The organism is Ligilactobacillus ubinensis (assembly GCF_024160875.1).
In the GTDB taxonomy this organism is placed as follows: Bacteria; Bacillota; Bacilli; order Lactobacillales; family Lactobacillaceae; genus Ligilactobacillus; species Ligilactobacillus ubinensis.
On the sequence record NZ_JAIULA010000005.1, the window covers coordinates 1 to 19,159 of the forward strand.

Genomic DNA, 19,159 nt, shown 5'->3' on the forward strand with positions numbered 1-19,159 from the left:
TGTGGAGTCGACTTTATTCCACAGTGCACCTTCATCTTAGATCGTTTTCACTTACGTAAATATTGTAAAAAAGCTTCCGTAGGAATTGCCGGTCTGGATCGGACTTTATATCATTGGGCTTTAGCTGGAAAAACCAACTTTATCCAGGATTACTTTAAGGTCCGTTTTAGTGACCCAATAGTAACTGTTAGCCAATGCCAAAGCTTGAAACAGGCCGCTAAATATTTGACCAACAATGCCGTAGCAATCCGCGAAAACCGCTTAGAGGACTATCATGGCTGTTCAGCTGAAGGTCATATCAGCCACTATCTGTCACGGCGTTTGAGTTCGCGTCCGCAAGGTTGGAGTTTGGTTGGTGCGCAAAGTGTCGCACGGACACTAATCTTCCAACTAAATGGTGGCAATATCACCAATTTCTTACAGATGGAACAGCAAAAAACGTGCAAGCAGGAAAAAATTATCCGATTCGATCGACGGCTGAATGTCAGAAAAAACATTAAAAATAAGTATTATGAACAAGCACAAGTTGCATTCAGTGGTCACCTGCGGGGACAGCGGAGTTTGTGGCAACATAGCCTACAGGTTGGTTGGTAGTTCAAAGATGTCAATTTTAAGCTTAGTAGGCGGCTAATGTGCTTGTCAACTAATTCCTTGTTTTCATTGGGATCATGTCAAGAGAAGGAGCGTCAGCGGCTCTTGACGTGATTTCAATGAAAATATAAAATAATTCAAGCATAGAAGCTGAATAAAAATAAAGATCGCAATTACAAAAAGCAGCGAAACAGGCTCTCTAAAAATTTACCCACACAAAGTTGACACTATCGTATTTTCTTTCATCCTACTAATGTTACTTAAAAATGTGCTAAAATTAAGTGGATTAACTTTAATTAGGAGGATCTATATGAACATAGTAAAACAACGACTCTCAGCTTGTACAAGCATTCTTGTAGGAAAAAAAGCTACTCTTGATGGTTCAACTTTTATTGGCCGCAATGAAGACTTTAAAAGTGCCTGGCCTAAACATATGTGTGTTCATTCTCATAAGGAATTTAAAGCAACACAAAGTTTTGTTTCTAAAAGTAATGGGTTTAAAATTAGTTTACCTTCAATTCGTTATAAATATACTGCAACTCCTGAATGGACAGATGAATTTGGTTTATTAGAAGAAAATGGTATTAATGAATATGGAGTAGCAATGAGCGCAACAGAAAGTGCCTATGCTAATTCTAACGTATTAAGTTATGATCCTTTAGTTAAAGATGGTATAAGTGAGGAGGCCATGTTAACTGTCGTTTTACCTTATGTATCTACTGCAAAAGCCGGTGTAAAACGTCTTGGTGAGATTGTAACTAAGCATGGCGCAAGCGAAGCAAATGGAATTTTATTTGCCGATAACAATGAAGTCTGGTATATGGAAATAGGTAGTGGTCATCATTGGGTTGCCCAAAGAATACCAGATGATTGCTATGCGGTCGTTGCTAATCAATTATCTATTCAAAAAATTGATTTTAATGATTCTGCGAATTTTCTAGCGTCACCTAATATTCAACAATTTGTTCAGAAAAATCATTTAAATCCTGCCTTAGAAAGTAATTTTATCTTTCGAGATATTTTTGGAACGCATACTCTTTTTGATGAAATATATAATACTCCGCGAGTCTGGTATGGGCAAAAATTTTTAACTCCTTCCAAAGAACAAGTACCTATGGACGAAAACTTAGCCTTTACTTTAAAACCAGATCGCAAATTAGGAATAGATGATTTAACCTACGTTCTCAGCTCGCATTTTCAAAAAACGCCTTATGATCCCATTGGACAAGGTGATGCAACGCTAAAACATAAATTTCGGCCGATAAGTTTAGCCAAAACTCAAGAATCACACGTATTGCAACTACGTCCGAATTTACCGCCCGCATTATCAGGAATTCAGTGGCTCGCCTTAGGTGTACCTGCACAGAGTATCTTTGTTCCTTTCTATGCAGGAGCAAGTGATGTTCATTCAGCATACAAGTTAGGTAATGAAACCTACTCCCCTGATTCTGCTTACTGGACATATAAACATGTTGGAATTTTAGTAGATGCTCATTATCCGTTATTTGGTCCTATTCTTAAAGACCTTCAAGATGAACTGACTACTAAATTCAAGCAACATATCCATCTTATTGATCAAAAGGCTATCCAAAATTCTTTTTCAGGCAAAGAACTTGAAGAATATTTAACAAAAAACTCTATTGAACTGCAAGAACTTGGGTTGACTGAATTTAAAAAATTGGCCGCTCAGCTTATAACAAGCGCAACTGATCTTTCACCATTGAACTTCAAAACAGATGCCAATCTTTAATAAAGGATGATGAGTACAAGTGCAACTAACAAAAACAAATGGCTATCTTTTATTCCAATCTGATGCTACACATCTTTACTGTGATCCGACGCATTATGCTAATGAATTAGATGGCAAATTAATCCTAATTACCCATCTTTATCCATCGTTATTTGATGTTTTAGAATCACTTTCTTCAAATACAACCGTTCTCTTAAGTTTAGACTTACTTTTTTTACTGCAAAAACTGCAACGTTTTTTTGCTTATAAAAAGTTTACTTTGAGTTTTAAAATTTTACCTTGCTCGTATGCCGTTACACTTGGAAATATACATCTTACTGCTGAAAACAGCGACGACAGTCTTTACGGTTCTATTGTCGTTTTAATCCAAGATCAACAAACAAAAATAGGTTATGCACCTATTTTTGATCCCCATGGCAAACATAAAAAGCGTATAAAAAAATGGAAAAAAAAATGGAGTCAAATCCATTTAGATTTGCTAATTGTTGATTCATCTTTGTTAAATCCAGTAGATAATTTACATCACTTTACTGAACTTGATAATCACAAAGAATTTAGTTCATTCATTAATAAGATACAACCTCATGAATTAGCTTATGTTAGATTTAGTCCTTGGAATCCTGAACTACTATTATCTTTTAATGACATCGCTCTAAAAAGTAACTATCATATTGTTTGGCCCGACTATTGGAAGAACTTTCTACAATCATTTTCTCCTTATGCTGATTTAAAAAATACAGATTCTATAGTTTCTGGGCAAAAACTATATTTTTCGGATAAAGTTAAAGTAACAAATTATTATGAATACTACTATGAATTACCTCCGCTTTTATCAACTATTTCCAATCAGGAATGGGCAGAATTTGCAAAGATTATTAATGCCAAAGCACTAAAACTTTTATAGTATATTGACATAAACTTATGAATTCTAGTTATAAACAAATAGGAACTGTATCATATTGAGATAAAAGAATCACAATATAATACAGTTCCTATTTGTTTTTTCTTTAAATACTATTTTTGTGTAAAAATATACACAAAAGATAGCTAGTTGCGCTAATTTGGGATTACCGCTATTATTACTGATCCTTTTTAATCACTCTATTTTTTATAATAATTAAAAAAACTATTTCAGATAACAGACCCAACTAATTGGCAATATTATCTAAAATAACTTTAAAGTTACCGACTATTCTTACTCATAATTAGCCTTTTGCAATATCATCTAATTACTTCTTATTGTACTCTTCATCTGTTTTTAAAACAGCCATAAATGCATCTTGCGGAACATCTACTGTTCCAACCGATTTCATGCGCTTTTTCCCGCGTTTTTGTTTATCAAGCAGTTTGGCACGTCGATCAGGATCACCCGTATGAATCTTGGCCGTTACATCTTTACGATAAGCCTTAATATTAGTTCGTGCAATAATCTTTGCACCTATTGCTGCTTGAATTGGAATTTCAAAGTTCTGCCGCGGAATTACATTCTTTAAACGAACAACGATTGTTCGTGCTCGTTCTTGCGCAAAATCACGATGCGCTATAAAGCTTAGTGCATCAACCTTGCTACTATTTAGTAAAATATCAATTTTAACTAAATCACTAGGCCTATTCTCAATTATTTCATAGTCCAGTGATGCGTATCCCTTGGTGCTTGACTTTAATCGATCAAAAAAATCAAAAATGATTTCAGATAGTGGTATATCATAGATAACATTAACCCGATAATCATCTAAATAATCCATCGTAACAAAAATTCCTCGTTTTCGCTGACACAACTCCATAACCGGCCCCACATAATCATTAGGTACCATAACAGTTGCTTTAACAAATGGTTCATTAATTTCTTTAATACCAGATGCTTCTGGCATTTCTGATGGATTATCAACCACTCTATGCGCACCATCTGTAAGCTCAACATCATACGTAACAGAAGGTGCTGTTGTAATTAAATCCATATTAAATTCGCGCTCAAGTCTTTCTTGAACTACATCCATATGCAACATTCCTAGAAAACCAGCTCTAAAACCAAAACCTAACGCCTGCGATGTTTCTGGTTCAAATTCTAACGCAGCATCATTTAACTGTAATTTTTCTAATGCTTCACGCAAATCATTATATTTTGCATTATCTGTTGGATAAAGCCCTGAATAAACCATTGGATGCATTTCACGGTAACCTTCTAATGGTTTAGCAGTTGGATTTGTGGCGCTCGTAACAGTGTCACCAACTCTTGTATCTTGAATATCTTTAATAGATGCTGTTAAATATCCAACATCACCTGCCATTAAAAAATCACGTTTTAATGGCTTAGGCGAATTGACTCCAACCTCAACAACTTCATATTCAGTGTTGCTGTTCATTAGTCTGATTCTGTCACCGGTTTTAACAGTTCCTTCTACAACCCGAATACTTAGTACAACACCACGGTAATCATCATAAACAGAATCAAAAATTAAGGCTTTTAAAGGTGCATTTAAATCTCCTGTAGGTGCTGGAATATTATACACAATTTGTTCTAGCATTTCCTCAATTCCAAGTCCCACCTTAGCACTTGCTAAGACAGCTTCTGAAGCATCAATACCAATCATATCTTCAATTTCTTGACGAACTACCTCTGGTTGTGCTGAGGGTAAATCTATTTTATTTATAACAGGTACTATTTCTAAATTATCATCAATTGCCAGATAAACATTTGCTAATGTCTGCGCCTCTACACCTTGTGCTGCATCTACTACTAACACTGCACCTTCGCAAGCAGCTAATGAACGTGAAACCTCATAAGAAAAATCAACATGCCCCGGTGTATCAATTAAATGAAAAATATAGGTTTCACCATCTTTAGCATGATAATGCAATTCAACAGCATTTAATTTAATTGTAATTCCTCGTTCACGTTCCAGATCCATGGAATCTAGTAATTGATCTTGCATCTCACGTTTTGAAACCGTATCTGTCATTTCTAAGATTCTATCTGCCAATGTAGATTTGCCGTGATCAATATGCGCCACTATTGAAAAATTACGAATATGCTTCTGACGCTCCTTCATCTGTTTTAAATCCATGAAGATTCCTTCCTACTTTCTATATTGTTCAAAAAATATTAGTTGTCTACTCTCTAATTAGAGTAACTATGTTCAAAAATTTTAACTTAGTATTTTAAAAGTAAATCTATCCAAGATAATGCTAAACTGAACCTCCAAAATTGTCAATTTTCTCCTTTGGAAGTTCAGTCTATATGCATACTTTATTTCTTTTTACGTTGCTTTTTACGCCATTTTTCAAATATGCTATTGTCCCCTGTTGGATCTTCACCAGAGACTTCAGCAAATTTGTGTAGTATGTCTTTTTGTTCTTTAGTCATATTTTTAGGTGTAACAATTTCTACGGTTACTTTTTCATCACCGTTGCCACCACCACGCAAACGAGGAGCACCTTTTTCACGTAATCGGAATGTTGTTCCTGTTTGTGTTCCTGCAGGTACCTTCATTTCTACATCACCATGAACAGTTGGTACTTTTATATTATCACCTAGTGCAGCTTGAACAAAACTTATTGGCATAGTGAAGTAAATTTCCGCTCCATCTCTTTCAAAGCGATCACTTTTCGCAACTCTGAAAATAATGAATAAATCGCCATATGGTCCACTGTTTTTACCAGCTTCACCTTGTCCTTGTAAACGCATTTGATTTCCATCTTCAACTCCGGCAGGAATCGTTACTTGAATTTCATGATTTTCACTTATATGACCACTACCATGACAAACAGTACATTTTTCTTTAATTTCTTTTCCGGTTCCATGACAAACATCACATTCTTGTTGTGTCATCATACGTCCAAGCGGTGTCTGCCGTTGGACTTGAATAAAGCCACGACCACCACATTTATGGCAAGTAACAGGTGCTGTGCCTTCTTTAGCTCCCGTTCCATGGCACTTTTTACATTGTGCTTCTCGTGTATACTGAATACTTGTTTTCTTACCAAATATAGCTTCTTCAAATGTTAAATTCATTTCATATTGTAAATCACGACCTTGTCGTGGAGCTGTTCTTGAATGATCGGTAGTACCACCACCGCCAAAGAAAGAGTTAAAAATATCTTCAAAACCACCGCCACCGCCAAAGTCAAACCCACCATTACTAAAGCCGCCACCAAAACCTTGTTGATTACCACCAAATCCATATTGGTCATACTGTGCCTTTTTTTGAGGATTGCTCAATGTTTCATAAGCTTCACTTATTTCTTTAAACTTTTCTTCTGCACCTGGATCTTTATTTAAATCAGGATGATATTTCTTAGAAAGTTTCCGATATGCTTTTTTTATTTCATCTGCAGAAGCATCTTCAGAAACACCCAAAACATCATATGGATCTCTTTGTTCAGCCATCTTTTTCCTCCAAGAATTCTCTTAATAATTATACTAATTAGCGTACCATACTTAGACAGGAATAAAAAGACCTTCTTATCTGCCTAAAATTTTTTGCAAAGAAAGGACCGGGACGAAACACTTCTGGTTTTGCCACCGGTCCCCCGATTTAATTATATAATTAATTATTTTTTGTCAGGGTCTACTTCTTTGAAGTCGCCATCGACTGTGTTATCGTCTTTATTCTCTGTTGCATCAGTTGCTTGACCATCAGCTTGTTGTGCTTGTTGCGCTTCTTGGGCTTGTTGGTACAATTTAACAGATACATCTTGAACAATTTTTGTTAATTCATCTTTCTTAACTTTCATGTCCTCAATATTGTTATCTTCTTGAGCCTTCTTAAGTGCTTCTTTTGCATCCTTGACTTTAGTAACTTCTTCTTCAGAAACTTTACCATCAAGTTCTTTTAATGTCTTATCAGTTTGGAAAATTAATTGATCTACCTCATTACGCAAATCAACTTCTTCTTTACGCTTCTTATCTGTCTCTTCGTTTTCTTTAGCTTCTTTAACCATCCGGTCAATTTCATCATCGGATAAGCCAGATGAACTCTTAATGGTAATCTTCTGTTCTTTATTAGTACCCAAGTCTTTTGCAGAAACATTAACAATACCATTCTTATCGATATCAAATTTAACTTCAATCTGTGGGATTCCACGAGGTGCAGCAGGAATATCTGTTAACTGGAAACGACCTAAAGTCTTATTGTCAGCAGCCATTGGACGTTCACCTTGTAAAACATGAATATCAACAGCAGGTTGATTATCAGCTGCGGTAGAAAATACTTGTGATTTTGAAGTAGGAATTGTCGTATTACGGTCAATTAACTTAGTGAAAACCCCGCCCATTGTCTCAATACCAAGTGATAATGGTGTAACATCAAGTAAAACAACGTCTTTAACGTCACCTGTAATAACACCACCCTGGATAGCAGCACCTAAAGCAACTGCTTCATCTGGGTTAACAGATTGGTTAGGTTTGTGATTTGTTTCTGCTTCAACAGCTTCTTGAACAGCAGGAATTCTAGTTGAACCACCAACTAAAATAACTTCATCAATATCTGTGTTACTTAATCCTGCATCTCTTAGTGCATTACGTACAGGAATCTTTGTGCGTTCAACTAAACTTTCTGTTAATTGATTAAATTGTGCCCGTGTCAAAGTTGTTTCTAAGTGTAATGGGCCATTTGCGCCAGCTGTTATAAATGGTAATGAAATTTGTGCTTGTGTAGCAGAAGAAACATCTTTCTTAGCTTTTTCAGCAGCATCCTTTAGTCGTTGCATTGCCATCTTATCAGCAGACAAATCAATTCCATTTTCTGCTTTGAAGTTTGATACTAACCAATCCATAATAGCTTTATCAAAATCATCACCACCAAGATGTGTATCACCATTTGTTGAAAGAACTTCAAATACTCCATCACCTAATTCAAGGATAGAAACATCAAACGTACCACCACCAAGGTCAAAAACCAAGATTTTTTCATCTTTGTCTGTCTTATCTAGACCATAAGCTAATGCAGCAGCTGTAGGTTCATTCACAATTCTTTCCACTTTCAACCCAGCAATTTTACCGGCATCTTTTGTAGCTTGACGTTGTGAATCATTAAAATATGCAGGTACTGTAATAACTGCTTGAGTTACGTCTTCGCCTAAGTAACTTTCTGCATAGTCTTTAATATATTGTAAAATCATAGCTGAAATTTCTTGCGGTGTGTATGCTTTTCCAGCAATTTCAACTTTATAATTTGGTTCACCCATATGACGTTTAATAGATGAAATAGTATCTGGATTTGTAATTGCTTGACGTTTAGCAACTTCACCAACTTGTGTTTCTCCATCTTTAAACGAAACAACTGATGGTGTTGTACGATTTCCTTCTGGATTTGCAATAATTTTCGATTCTTTACCTTCTAGAACAGCAACTGCTGAGTTAGTTGTTCCAAGGTCAATACCAATAATCTTAGCCATTTAAATTCAACCTCTTTAATTAATATTTTATATTTTTTATTGTGCTACAACAACCATTGCCGGTCGCAGTACACGATCTTTGAACATATAACCATCTTGAAATACTTTGACTATAGTTTCAGCTGTCTGTCCTTCTTCAACAGGTACAGTTTGAACAGCTTGATGTAGCGTAGGATCAAATTTTTTCCCTAACGCTGCTATTTTTGTAACTTGATTCTCTTTTAATGCTGTTTCAACATTTTGTGCAACCATCTCAACACCATGTTTTAATTGTTGCGATGCTTTATCATCAACTTCAATTTCTAAAGCTCGAGTTAAATTATCAATTGCTGGTAAGATTGCTTTTGCTAAATCTTGTCCAGCATATTTAAGAAGCTGTGCCTGTTCTTTTTTAAACCGCGTGTGCATATTAGCCATTTCCGCTTCAGCACGAAGATATTTATCTTCCATAGAATCAAGTTTACTTTGTAAATCTTTGACTTTTTCTTGCATTTCTAAATCCAAACTATCTTCTTTGGATAAGTCAGCATCTGTTTGCGCTTCTTGTGTTGATTCTGACTTTTCTTTTACATCTTCTTTTTCAACCGTAGCTCTATCTTGCTCTTGCTCCGTTTGTTTAATATCTTCTTTTTCAGCCACTTCTCCACCCCTTTTCTTTAACCTTCAAAATTATGGTAATAATCAATAAGTCGCGCTGTTAACTCTTTACGAAATGCACCAAGCAAACCGAGCATCTTAGCGTATGGCATATTAGTTGGACCTAATATTGCAATCAGCCCTTCTCCATTATGACCATCGTCATAAGTTGCAGAAATCAAACTATAGTTTGCTAACACTTTATCGGTCAGTTCATATCCAAACCTAACTGAAACATCTTTATTGGCATCAATAAGTTCGTCTATATTGGGTACATGATTAAGTAAAGCAGATAAAGATTTTAATTGTTCTACGTTATTACTTTGAGCAAAATTCAACAGATTCATTCTGCCTCCAACATATACCTGCTCACGCACAGCTTTGTCCAAAACACTACCAAAAATATCTAGGAATCCATTTGGATGCTTTAGATATTGTGTTAAAATTGGCAATGCTGTATGCAACTTAGTTATTACTTGATTAAGCGGCAATCCTACTACTTGGTCATTGATGACTCTAATTACTAACTCTAACTCATCCCCACTAATTCCCTGTGGAATAGTAAAAATTTGACTTTCTACCGTACCATCACTAGCTACTAAAATAACCATGACTTGCTGGTTTCCAATCGGGACCATTCGAAATCCTTCCAAACGTAAATCCGTAGACTCTGGTTTAAGCATTATTGCTGTATAACTAGTCAAATCAGAAAGAATACGTGCAGATATCTCTACAATCTCATCAACCTTCAAAAATTCACTGTCAAATGAATGTCGAATACTCCCTAAAGATTGTTTATCCAGTTTTGTAGGTTTAACAATATTGTCTACGTAGTAACGATAACCTTTTATAGAAGGAATTCGTCCAGAACTTGAGTGTTCCTTAGTAATGTATCCTTGTCGTTCCAAGAATGCCATCTCATTACGAATTGTTGCCGAACTTACATGAATAGGTAATTGCTGTTGTAATGCTTTTGAACCAATTGGTTGCCCGATATCCGTATAGTCACGAATGATAGCTTCTAAAATCAGCAGTTGTCGTTCTGTCAACATTACAATCACCTCTATTTCTTCTTAGCACTCAAATGGGTTAAGTGCTAAGAACAATTATTAATATACACGAGTTTGCTACTAAGGTCAAGGCTTTTAACTTATTTTTAGCAGAATACCTACTTTAGTGCTAAATCTTTTTTCATTTATTGATAATCATGTTAATATACTATTATATACTAAAATTAAACAAGGACTTTTTATATGACAATTAAACTTTATATGGTTCGACATGGACAAACAATTCTAAATCTCTATAATCGCTTGCAAGGCTGGTGTGACTCACCTTTAACAAAAAAAGGTATTCAAGATGCACAAATTGCCAGTCAACATTTACAAAAAATAAATTTCGATGTAGTTTACCACACTAATACAATCCGAACTCGTCGTACTAGTCAAATTATTTTGGATAACAATCTTAGTTCAAAAAAAATAACACCGATTCCTTTACCATATTTTCGTGAACAAGGTTTTGGTTATTTTGAAGCAGCTGATGCTAATCAAACTTGGCTAATTGCCGGAGCTAATCACGGAACAAAAACATATGATGAAATCTTACAAAAATATTCTTTTGCCCAAACACGTGATTTTTTAAACACTGCTGATCCGTTTAAAAAAGCTGAAACAGATAATGACTACTGGGAACGTTTAACTAATGGTTTTGCTTATTTACGTAACCATTGCACAGATAATCAAAATATTTTGCTTGTTACACATAGCATAACTACACGCAGTATTGTTGATCATTTTGCTCCAGAACTAGGTGCCTATCAAACTGGACCACGTAATGGGGCTGTCACTAAATTAGAGCTGTCTTCTAATGATGTTAAAGTTGTATATTATAACCATTATTTAGACACTGAAGAATATTAATTGAACTTCTACTACAACCAACTCTTTCATTATATATACATGTTTTTTATCCAGACATAAGTTGCATTACAATCCTACTTATAAATTTATTTTCAAGAGCCATAAGTTTAATGGCTTTTTATTTTTATTCCTTTATTGTTCTAACACTATTCTTTCCTATGAATTAAAGCTTTTTTACACTCTTTTTTAAAAATTAAAATTTCCTCGCCAGAAGCTTGTTGTTAAGCTAATGTTTTGCACAATGTTTTATATTTATAATTGCTTTGCTCTTTTTATTGTGCTACTTTGATATTAGATTAAATTATTCTAAGAAAAGCATAAAGGAATGAGGCTATGCAAACTCTAGCACATGTAACTAACAAGGGAAAATATATAATTACCTCAATTACTGGTGAAAAAGCTCTAACTCGACGCTTAGCTGAAATAGGCATGATCAAAGGTCGTATTATATCTGTTTTATCTGGAAACCGTTCAGAAAGTGGATTGGTTGTCGTGTTTCAGGGGCAACGACTGGCTGTTAGTGCACCTATGGCAACTTGTATTGAGGTCAGTTCCGTCAATCAGCTGGATGATGAAACACAACTTAAACCACTATCAGAAATGTCTTTAAAAACACCATGTATCGTAGTAAAAATACTTGGTGATAAAAATGTTCGTAAACGCTTAATGGACATGGGATTAACCCGCAATACACTTGTTACTATTCAGCAAGTAGCGCCTTTAGGTGATCCTTTAGAATTAATTTTACGTGGTTATAAATTAAGTATCCGTAATTTTGAAGCACAATATATTTTAGTCCAGGAGGTGAATATGTAATGGCAGTTGTTACTTTAGCTGGTAATCCTAATAGTGGAAAAACAACCTTGTTTAATGCATTGACCGGTTCTAGTCAGTACGTTGGTAATTGGCCTGGTGTTACTGTTGAAAAAAAAGAAGGCCAACTTAGAAATCATCGTGATATAAGTATTGTTGATTTACCTGGTATATACTCACTATCTCCATATACCCTTGAAGAAGTTGTGGCGCGCAGATATCTATTAGAACAACAGCCTGACTTAATTGTAAATATTGTTGATAGTATGAATATTGAACGCAATCTTTATTTAACGTTACAACTGATGGAAACTGGCAATCCCATAATTATTTCGCTTAATATGCTCGATTTACTCAAAAAAAGTGGTAAAAAAATAAATTTAAAAAAACTTTCTTATATGTTGCAAGTCCCAGTGATAGGGATTAGTGCTTTAAAGCACGAAAATTTAGATAAGTTAACAAATCATATGTTAGATAATCAAGAGAATTATCCTTATCCGCAATATGATGAGCGCATTGAATCCGCCCTAACAATGATTCAAGCAACTCTACATACCGAAGTTCCTGAAAATGAAGAGCGTTGGTATGCTATCAAATTGTTTGAACGTGATGAAGATGTTATGCAAGCTCTTGAATTAAATCCAGCTAAGCAAGAAGAAATTGAGCAAACGATTACAACTGCAGAAAAAATATTTAGTGATAATAGTGATAGCATCATTGTCAATGCACGTTATGACTATATTGCAAAAATTGTTGATATGTGTGTTATTAATAACGATGATGCTAAAATGAGTTTTAGCGATAAAATTGATTTAATCGTTACCAATCGTTGGCTTGCTCTTCCAATTTTCGCTTTAGTTATGTGGATTGTCTATTATCTTTCAATTCAAACCATTGGAACCATTGGATCCGATTGGGTTAATGACGTTCTTTTTGGTAAATGGGTTCCCGATAGTGCAACATATCTGTTAACAATATGGCATGTTGCTCCTTGGCTTAAAAGTTTAATTATTGATGGTATTATTGCTGGTGTTGGTTCCGTTTTAGGTTTTGTTCCGCAAATTATGATGTTATTTTTATGCCTTGGTATGTTGGAAGATTGTGGCTATATGGCGCGAATTGCTTTTGTAATGGATAGGATTTTTCACCGCTTCAACTTATCTGGTAAATCTTTTATCCCCATGCTAATTTCAACTGGCTGTGGTGTTCCAGGTATTATGGCTACACGTACCATTGAAGCTGAAAATGACCGTAAAATGACGATTATGCTGACTACGTTTATGCCATGTTCGGCTAAACTTACTGTCATCGCTTTAATTGCTGGTACTTTCTTTCCTCATCAAGCATGGGTTGCACCTTCTGCTTACTTTTTAGGAATGCTCGCTGTTATTATTTCTGGTATTTTCTTGAAAAAAACACAGCTATTTTCAGGGCCAACAGCTCCTTTTATAATGGAACTACCTGCCTACCACCTACCTATTTTAAATAATATCATTCATTATGTTTGGAGTCGTAGCAAGGCCTTTGTTCAAAAAGCTGGCACCATCATCTTCATGTCTTGTGTTGCCATTTGGTTTTTGTCTAGCTTTAACTTCCGTTTACAGATGGTAAGTAATCAAAGCGACAGTATTTTACGTTATATAGGGGCTATTTTATCTCCAATATTTGCTCCGCTTGGATTTGGAGATTGGCGCGCCTGTGTTGCCGTTATAGCTGGCCTAATTGCTAAGGAAAATTGTGTTGATACTTTGAGAATTGCTTTTGGTAGTAATTCAAGCGCTGCATTTTCACGTGATTTATTAGCAACCTATACTTCTGTTGCGGGTTATTGTTTCTTAGCGTTCAATTTACTATGTGCACCCTGTTTTGCTGCTATTGGAACAATGTATAAGGAATTTGGAGATATTAAGTGGACTTTGCGTGCAGTTGGTTATCAAACTGGTTTTGCCTATTTAGTTGCTATGCTAATTAATCAATGGTCACTTATTTTTACTAATCAGTTCACTTCTATAAACGTTATTTTAGCCGTTTTAGGTCTATATATTATTGTCTGGGGTCTGTTTATTAAAAAAGGTTCTATCGCATCTAAAAGTAAAAGCACTTTAGCTTAAGGAGGATTATATTATGGTTGCAACTGTTATTTTGGCGTTTTTAATCTTTGGTTATGTTGGCTTTGTTTTCTATAAACGTTTTATAAAAAAATCAGGCGGTTGTCATGATTGTGATGATATTGGCTGTCCTTTAGTCGATCCGCATAAACTCAATCGGCAAAATACTAAATAAAATATCCTAGCATGATACTTTTATACAAAGTGAAAAATGCTAATTATTTAATTAACCAGTTTGTTTATAGTATTCTCTAAGAGTTTGGAGCAAAATCCAAACTCTTTTTTATTTCTGAATATCTGACGCTAAAGCATACACAAAAAAACAGCTAATTACACTTAATACCATAATCTATTTTTTAAAATATACATTATTTTTTTATGCCGTTAAATTTGTTTTAAACTATTTTTTTCACTCTTTTCTAATAAATACTGCTGAAATGCTAGTCATTACTGGCTACTTATGAGCTTTCTTAAATATCTCCAATCCATTACTTCCTTTTACATTTTCCAAATTAAATGAAAAAAATTATTCTAGCATAAAAATAGTGATCTATAAGAGTTCGTCGTCCGCTCTTATAAATCACTATTTTAAAAAACAATTAGCTTTACACTTATTCAACAAATTCAAATGTAAAGTTACCAATATGAACTATATCACCGCTCTTAGCTCCACGTTCACGTAAAGCATCATCTACTCCCATACCTCGAAGCTGACGGGCAAAGCGCATCATACTTTCTTCATGATCCAAATTAGTCATCAAGAACAATTTCTCTAACCTTTCCCCTGAAAGAATCCAATTAGCTTCTGAATCACGCGTAATTTCAAAGTCTGTATTTTTAGTCTTGGATTCGTACGTGTAATCCTTTTGTGTTTCTTGCTTATCTGCTTGCATCTCAAACTTCGGTGTCGCATCCAATATATCAGCTGTACGCTCTACAAGCTCTTTTAATCCCTGATGTGTGATAGATGATATTTCTAGAATTTCTGGTGTAACTTTAAACGTTTTATCAGCAGCTAAGCTCTTTTTAAATTCCTTTAGATTGTTAGTAGCCTCTGGCATGTCCATTTTGCTAGCAACAACAATTTGTGGACGTTTTAATAAATCTGGATCGTAGGTTTCTAATTCTGCATTGATTTTTAAAAAGTCATCATAAGGCTTACGTCCTTCAACACCAGACATATCAATTAAATGTAAAATAACGCGTGTTCTTTCTACATGTCGCAAAAATTGAATTCCTAGGCCTACTCCATTTGAAGCTCCTTCAATTAGACCTGGTAAATCAGCCATAACATAGTCTCTGCCATCTTCTAATCTTACCATTCCTAAATTAGGAACAAGTGTTGTAAAATGATATTCAGCAATTTTGGGCTTGGCACTTGTAACAACCGATAGTAAAGTTGATTTACCTACTGAAGGAAAACCTACGAGTCCTACATCAGCGAGCACTTTCAATTCAAGTCTCAGATTGCGTTCTATCCCAGGTTCTCCATTTTCAGCTATTTCTGGTGCCGGGTTTTTGGCACTTGCAAAATGAATATTTCCTCGTCCACCACGACCACCTTTAGCAACGACTAACTCGTCATTTGCTTTAACTAAATCACCTAGAACTTCGCCAGTGTCACTATCTGTAACTGTTGTTCCCTCAGGGACCGCAATATATGTATCTGTTGCCCCACGTCCATACATTCCTTTAATCATTCCATTTTGACCAGCGTTAGCTTTAAAAATTCGATGATAACGAAAGTCCATCAATGTCCTTAAACCTTCATCAACTTTTAGGATAACACTTCCACCTTTTCCACCGTCGCCACCTGAAGGGCCACCATTTGGAACATACTTTTCCCTTCTAAAAGCAACCATCCCGTCGCCACCTTTACCGGCTTTAACTTTAATTTTAACTTGATCTACAAACATTTATTTATCCTTTCTAAACTTAACTATTCTATTTTATCCGTTCATCTTTTTTAAAATAAAAAATTATCCTACTTTTCAATATAGCATCTCAACTATAGTAGGTCAAAAACATTCTTAAATATCCTTGCTCTTCAATGATAACTTGATTGTTTTAGCTACTTTAGCCGATATTCCAAGCTCTTCTAATTTTTCTATGGGTGCCTCACTGATTTTTTTCAATGATGTATAATTACGTAAAAGCTTAACTCGTGTTTTCGGGCCAACACCTGAGATCATTTCAAGTCTTGATGCTAATGAATTTCTAGAATGCACCTGTCTATGAAATGTAATAGCAAAACGATGAACTTCATCTTGAATGCGTTGTAAAAGATAGAATCCTTCACTTTTAGGATCAAGATTTATTTTCTGATATTTCTCAGTCATCAAATCTGCTGTTTTATGCTTGGAATTCTTTACCATTCCTGCAATCGGAATATCTATTCCCAATTGATTGTTTAGAACATCTTTAGCTGCCTCAATTTGAATTTCAGCACCATCCATTAAAATCAAATCAGGTAACTGTTGTTTTTCTTTCAACAATCTACTATATCGTCGAAAAATAACTTCACGTGTACTTGCCGCCTCATCCGCGTGATCAACATTTTTTAACTTGTATTTACGATATTCATCCTTTTGTGGGCGACCGTCAACATAACAAACCATAGCCGAAACCAGATCTGTTCCTTGAATATGTGAATGATCAAAAGCTTCAATTCGATGTCCACTAACAATTTTAAGTGCACTCATAATTTCTTCAACTGCTCCAGAAGTTTTTCTTTCATCTAATTCTAACAATCTAAATTTTTCTTCTAAAACTAATTGAGCATTCTTTTGTGCTAAATTAAGTAATTCTAATTTCTTTCCCCGCTGTGGTGTTTTAACTGGAATATCAAAAATATCCCCTAAGATGCTCTTATCTAATTGAGATGGTACTAGAATTTCGCGTGGTAATAGTCTGTTTTTTTGATTATAAAATTGTAAAATAAATGAAGTCATTTCTGATTCTGGCGTGTCAATGCAAGGAAAAAGCCGTTTTTCTCTTTTCATCAATCTTGCTTGTCGAATTGAAAAAACCTGAATTGACAACCATCCCTTATCCATATAATAAGCAAACAAATCCCTTGGAGTATTATCATTAGAAATAATCTTCTGTTTTTCAACTGTTACTTCAACATAATGAATTTGATCGCGCAATTCGGCTGCCCGTTCAAATTCCAAATTGGCAGCAGCTTCTTCCATTTTCTTATATAAACTTCTCTTAATCGGCCCCACATTTCCGTTTAAAAATGCCTTAATCTTTTTTATCTGTACTTCATACATACTCTGTGGAACTTCTTTAAAACAAGCACCTAAACATTGACCCATATGATAGTATAAGCATGGTCTTTTTTGATAACCTGTGCACCTTCTTAAAGGATATGCTTTTTGAATTAATTGCATTGTTTCTGTTGCAGCATAAACGTTTGGATACGGGCCAAAATAGTAGCCACCATCCTTTTTTATTTGACTAACAATCTTTATTTGCGGATCTTTTTCTTTCGTGATTTTTATATATGGATATCCTGTACCACGTTTAAGTTTAATATTATAATACGGTTTATGCTTTTGAATAAGGGTGATTTCAAGTAAAAAGGCTTCTTTGTCTGTAGACGTAATAATTGTTTCAAAATCACGAATCTCAGCTACTAGTTTTGCGGTTTTACCTTCATGTGAGCTTTTAAAATATGAACGCACTCTATTTTTTAAATTCTTTGCCTTACCAACATAGATAATGCGACTATTTAAATCCTTCATAATATAGCACCCTGGAAGATCAGGCAATAACTTTAGCTTATTTTCAATATACTCCGTTGCCACCTATACCCCTCCTTAAAATTCATATTAATTATAGCATAAGCCCTTATAAAAACTCACAAATCAGCTTTAACAATACTTTTTATCTTTACCTACACGAGTATCTAATAGATAATTCTATTGCATAGAATAAATTCACTAAAGATAAGCAGTTGAATTAAGGAAAACAGGAGCCTGCAATACGCAAGCCCCTGTCTTAAATTGACTCTATTTATTTAGAAATTAGCCCTTAACTTGTGACATAACTTCTTCAACAAAGTTGTCTTCTTTCTTTTCAATACCTTCTCCAACTTCATAGCGAATAAATGATTTAACCTTACCATCTTTTGAAGCTACGAATTTAGCAACTGTTTGATCTGGATCTTTAACAAATTCTTGATCATCTAATGAAATTTCAGCCAAGAATTTATTCAAACGTCCTTCAACCATTTTTTCAATAATCTTTTCAGGTTTGCCTTCATTTTTAGCTTCAACTGTTAGAACTTCACGTTCATGTGCTAATTCTTCAGCTGGTACATCGTTTCTATTTACATATTTAGGATTAATAGCTGCAACATGCATTGCAACATCCTTTGCTGTAGCTTCATCAGCACCATCAACGACTACCAAAGAAGCAATTTTTCCGCCCATATGCAAATATGCACCAAAGTTTTCATTATCATTTTTTTCAACTACAGTAAAGCGACGCAAAGTAATCTTTTCGCCAATAACTTGTGTTGCTTCAATAATTTCTTCGTTAACTGTTCCTTTATCTGTTTTGATTGCTAAAGCAGCAGCCACATCAGCAGGTTTGTTTGCAGCGATAATAGCAGCTATATGTTTAACTAAAGCCTTAAATTGATCATTTTGTGCTACAAAATCAGTTTCAGCATTAACTTCAACAATAGCAGCTGTGTTATTGTTAACCTCAACATTTGCTAAACCTTCTGCAGCAACGCGATCACTCTTCTTAGCAGCTTTTGCCATCCCTTTTTCACGCAAGAAATCGACAGCCTTTGCCATATCGCCTTCAGTTGCAACTAAAGCTTTCTTAGCATCCATCATACCAACACCTGTTTTGTCACGCAATTCTTTTACTTGAGCAGCAGTAATCTTTGCCATAACCCAAATAACCTCCTTATTTATCTATCTCTA

General features: G+C 34.9%; 15 protein-coding genes. 7 read left to right on the plus strand and 8 right to left on the minus strand.

Going from position 1 to position 19,159, the window contains the following annotated elements; all coding sequences use genetic code 11:
- The 3 genes from LB941_RS03465 to LB941_RS03475 all read left to right on the plus strand — a co-directional run.
- Window positions 1-594 (plus strand): UPF0236 family transposase-like protein (locus tag LB941_RS03465; protein ID WP_253359508.1); only part of this gene is annotated, 594 nt, incomplete at its 5' end.
- Window positions 595-901: 307 nt separating this feature from the next.
- Window positions 902-2,341 (plus strand): C69 family dipeptidase, encoded by a 1,440-nt coding sequence (locus LB941_RS03470; protein WP_253359509.1) that lies wholly within the window; start codon window positions 902-904, stop codon window positions 2,339-2,341.
- 19 nt (window positions 2,342-2,360) lie between these two features.
- Window positions 2,361-3,245: a hypothetical protein gene (locus LB941_RS03475; protein ID WP_253359510.1), complete on the plus strand. Its 885-nt coding sequence runs from the start codon at window positions 2,361-2,363 to the stop codon at window positions 3,243-3,245.
- 325 nt (window positions 3,246-3,570) lie between these two features.
- Here the strand turns inward: LB941_RS03475 and lepA are convergent, their stop codons facing one another.
- The 5 genes from lepA to hrcA all read right to left on the minus strand — a co-directional run bounded on the left by lepA (window position 3,571) and on the right by hrcA (window position 10,425).
- On the minus strand, window positions 3,571-5,406 hold the full coding sequence (gene lepA, locus LB941_RS03480) for a translation elongation factor 4 (RefSeq protein ID WP_253359511.1): 1,836 nt from the start codon (window positions 5,404-5,406) through the stop codon (window positions 3,571-3,573).
- Between the two features lie 182 nt (window positions 5,407-5,588).
- Window positions 5,589-6,728, minus strand: coding sequence for a molecular chaperone DnaJ (gene dnaJ, locus LB941_RS03485; RefSeq protein ID WP_253359513.1), 1,140 nt, complete (start codon window positions 6,726-6,728; stop codon window positions 5,589-5,591).
- A 164-nt stretch (window positions 6,729-6,892) separates the two neighbouring features.
- Window positions 6,893-8,737, minus strand: coding sequence for a molecular chaperone DnaK (dnaK, locus tag LB941_RS03490; RefSeq protein WP_253359515.1), 1,845 nt, complete (start codon window positions 8,735-8,737; stop codon window positions 6,893-6,895).
- Between the two features lie 36 nt (window positions 8,738-8,773).
- Entirely contained in the window at window positions 8,774-9,376 is a 603-nt protein-coding gene (grpE, locus tag LB941_RS03495; protein ID WP_253359517.1) for a nucleotide exchange factor GrpE, read from the minus strand.
- Window positions 9,377-9,393: 17 nt separating this feature from the next.
- Entirely contained in the window at window positions 9,394-10,425 is a 1,032-nt protein-coding gene (gene hrcA, locus LB941_RS03500) for a heat-inducible transcriptional repressor HrcA (RefSeq protein ID WP_253359519.1), read from the minus strand.
- 201 nt (window positions 10,426-10,626) lie between these two features.
- On the opposite strand from hrcA, the gene LB941_RS03505 reads away from it, so the two are divergent.
- From LB941_RS03505 to LB941_RS03520, 4 genes are all read left to right on the plus strand, one after another.
- Window positions 10,627-11,295 (plus strand): histidine phosphatase family protein, encoded by a 669-nt coding sequence (locus LB941_RS03505; RefSeq protein WP_253359522.1) that lies wholly within the window; start codon window positions 10,627-10,629, stop codon window positions 11,293-11,295.
- A 333-nt stretch (window positions 11,296-11,628) separates the two neighbouring features.
- Entirely contained in the window at window positions 11,629-12,111 is a 483-nt protein-coding gene (locus LB941_RS03510) for a FeoA family protein (protein WP_253359524.1), read from the plus strand.
- The gene (gene feoB / locus LB941_RS03515; RefSeq protein WP_253359526.1) at window positions 12,111-14,219 is read left to right on the plus strand and encodes a ferrous iron transport protein B; all 2,109 of its coding nucleotides are present in this window, start codon (window positions 12,111-12,113) and stop codon (window positions 14,217-14,219) included. Before LB941_RS03510 ends, feoB begins: the two co-directional genes overlap by 1 nt.
- 13 nt (window positions 14,220-14,232) lie before the next feature.
- Complete coding sequence (locus LB941_RS03520; RefSeq protein WP_253359528.1) at window positions 14,233-14,391, plus strand: FeoB-associated Cys-rich membrane protein; 159 nt, start codon at window positions 14,233-14,235, stop codon at window positions 14,389-14,391.
- A gap of 436 nt (window positions 14,392-14,827) precedes the next feature.
- On the opposite strand, the gene obgE is transcribed toward LB941_RS03520, so the two are convergent.
- The 3 genes from obgE to tsf all read right to left on the minus strand — a co-directional run bounded on the left by obgE (window position 14,828) and on the right by tsf (window position 19,126).
- Window positions 14,828-16,132 (minus strand): GTPase ObgE, encoded by a 1,305-nt coding sequence (obgE, locus tag LB941_RS03525; protein ID WP_253359530.1) that lies wholly within the window; start codon window positions 16,130-16,132, stop codon window positions 14,828-14,830.
- Between the two features lie 114 nt (window positions 16,133-16,246).
- Window positions 16,247-18,028 carry an excinuclease ABC subunit UvrC gene (uvrC, locus tag LB941_RS03530; RefSeq protein WP_253359532.1) on the minus strand — a complete coding sequence of 594 codons (1,782 nt, stop codon included), beginning with the start codon at window positions 18,026-18,028 and terminating at the stop codon, window positions 16,247-16,249.
- A 219-nt stretch (window positions 18,029-18,247) separates the two neighbouring features.
- Complete coding sequence (tsf, locus tag LB941_RS03535; protein ID WP_253359534.1) at window positions 18,248-19,126, minus strand: translation elongation factor Ts; 879 nt, start codon at window positions 19,124-19,126, stop codon at window positions 18,248-18,250.
- Between the last annotated feature and the right edge of the window lie 33 nt (window positions 19,127-19,159).

Coding starts and splice junctions, on each gene's coding strand:
- LB941_RS03520 (WP_253359528.1), top strand. CDS start 14,233: ATGGTTGCAACTGTTATTTTGGCGTTTTTAATCTTTGGTTATGTTGGC.
- dnaK (WP_253359515.1), bottom strand. CDS start 8,737: ATGGCTAAGATTATTGGTATTGACCTTGGAACAACTAACTCAGCAGTT.
- LB941_RS03510 (WP_253359524.1), top strand. CDS start 11,629: ATGCAAACTCTAGCACATGTAACTAACAAGGGAAAATATATAATTACC.
- lepA (WP_253359511.1), bottom strand. CDS start 5,406: ATGGATTTAAAACAGATGAAGGAGCGTCAGAAGCATATTCGTAATTTT.
- obgE (WP_253359530.1), bottom strand. CDS start 16,132: ATGTTTGTAGATCAAGTTAAAATTAAAGTTAAAGCCGGTAAAGGTGGC.
- dnaJ (WP_253359513.1), bottom strand. CDS start 6,728: ATGGCTGAACAAAGAGATCCATATGATGTTTTGGGTGTTTCTGAAGAT.
- hrcA (WP_253359519.1), bottom strand. CDS start 10,425: ATGTTGACAGAACGACAACTGCTGATTTTAGAAGCTATCATTCGTGAC.
- LB941_RS03505 (WP_253359522.1), top strand. CDS start 10,627: ATGACAATTAAACTTTATATGGTTCGACATGGACAAACAATTCTAAAT.
- tsf (WP_253359534.1), bottom strand. CDS start 19,126: ATGGCAAAGATTACTGCTGCTCAAGTAAAAGAATTGCGTGACAAAACA.
- feoB (WP_253359526.1), top strand. CDS start 12,111: ATGGCAGTTGTTACTTTAGCTGGTAATCCTAATAGTGGAAAAACAACC.
- LB941_RS03470 (WP_253359509.1), top strand. CDS start 902: ATGAACATAGTAAAACAACGACTCTCAGCTTGTACAAGCATTCTTGTA.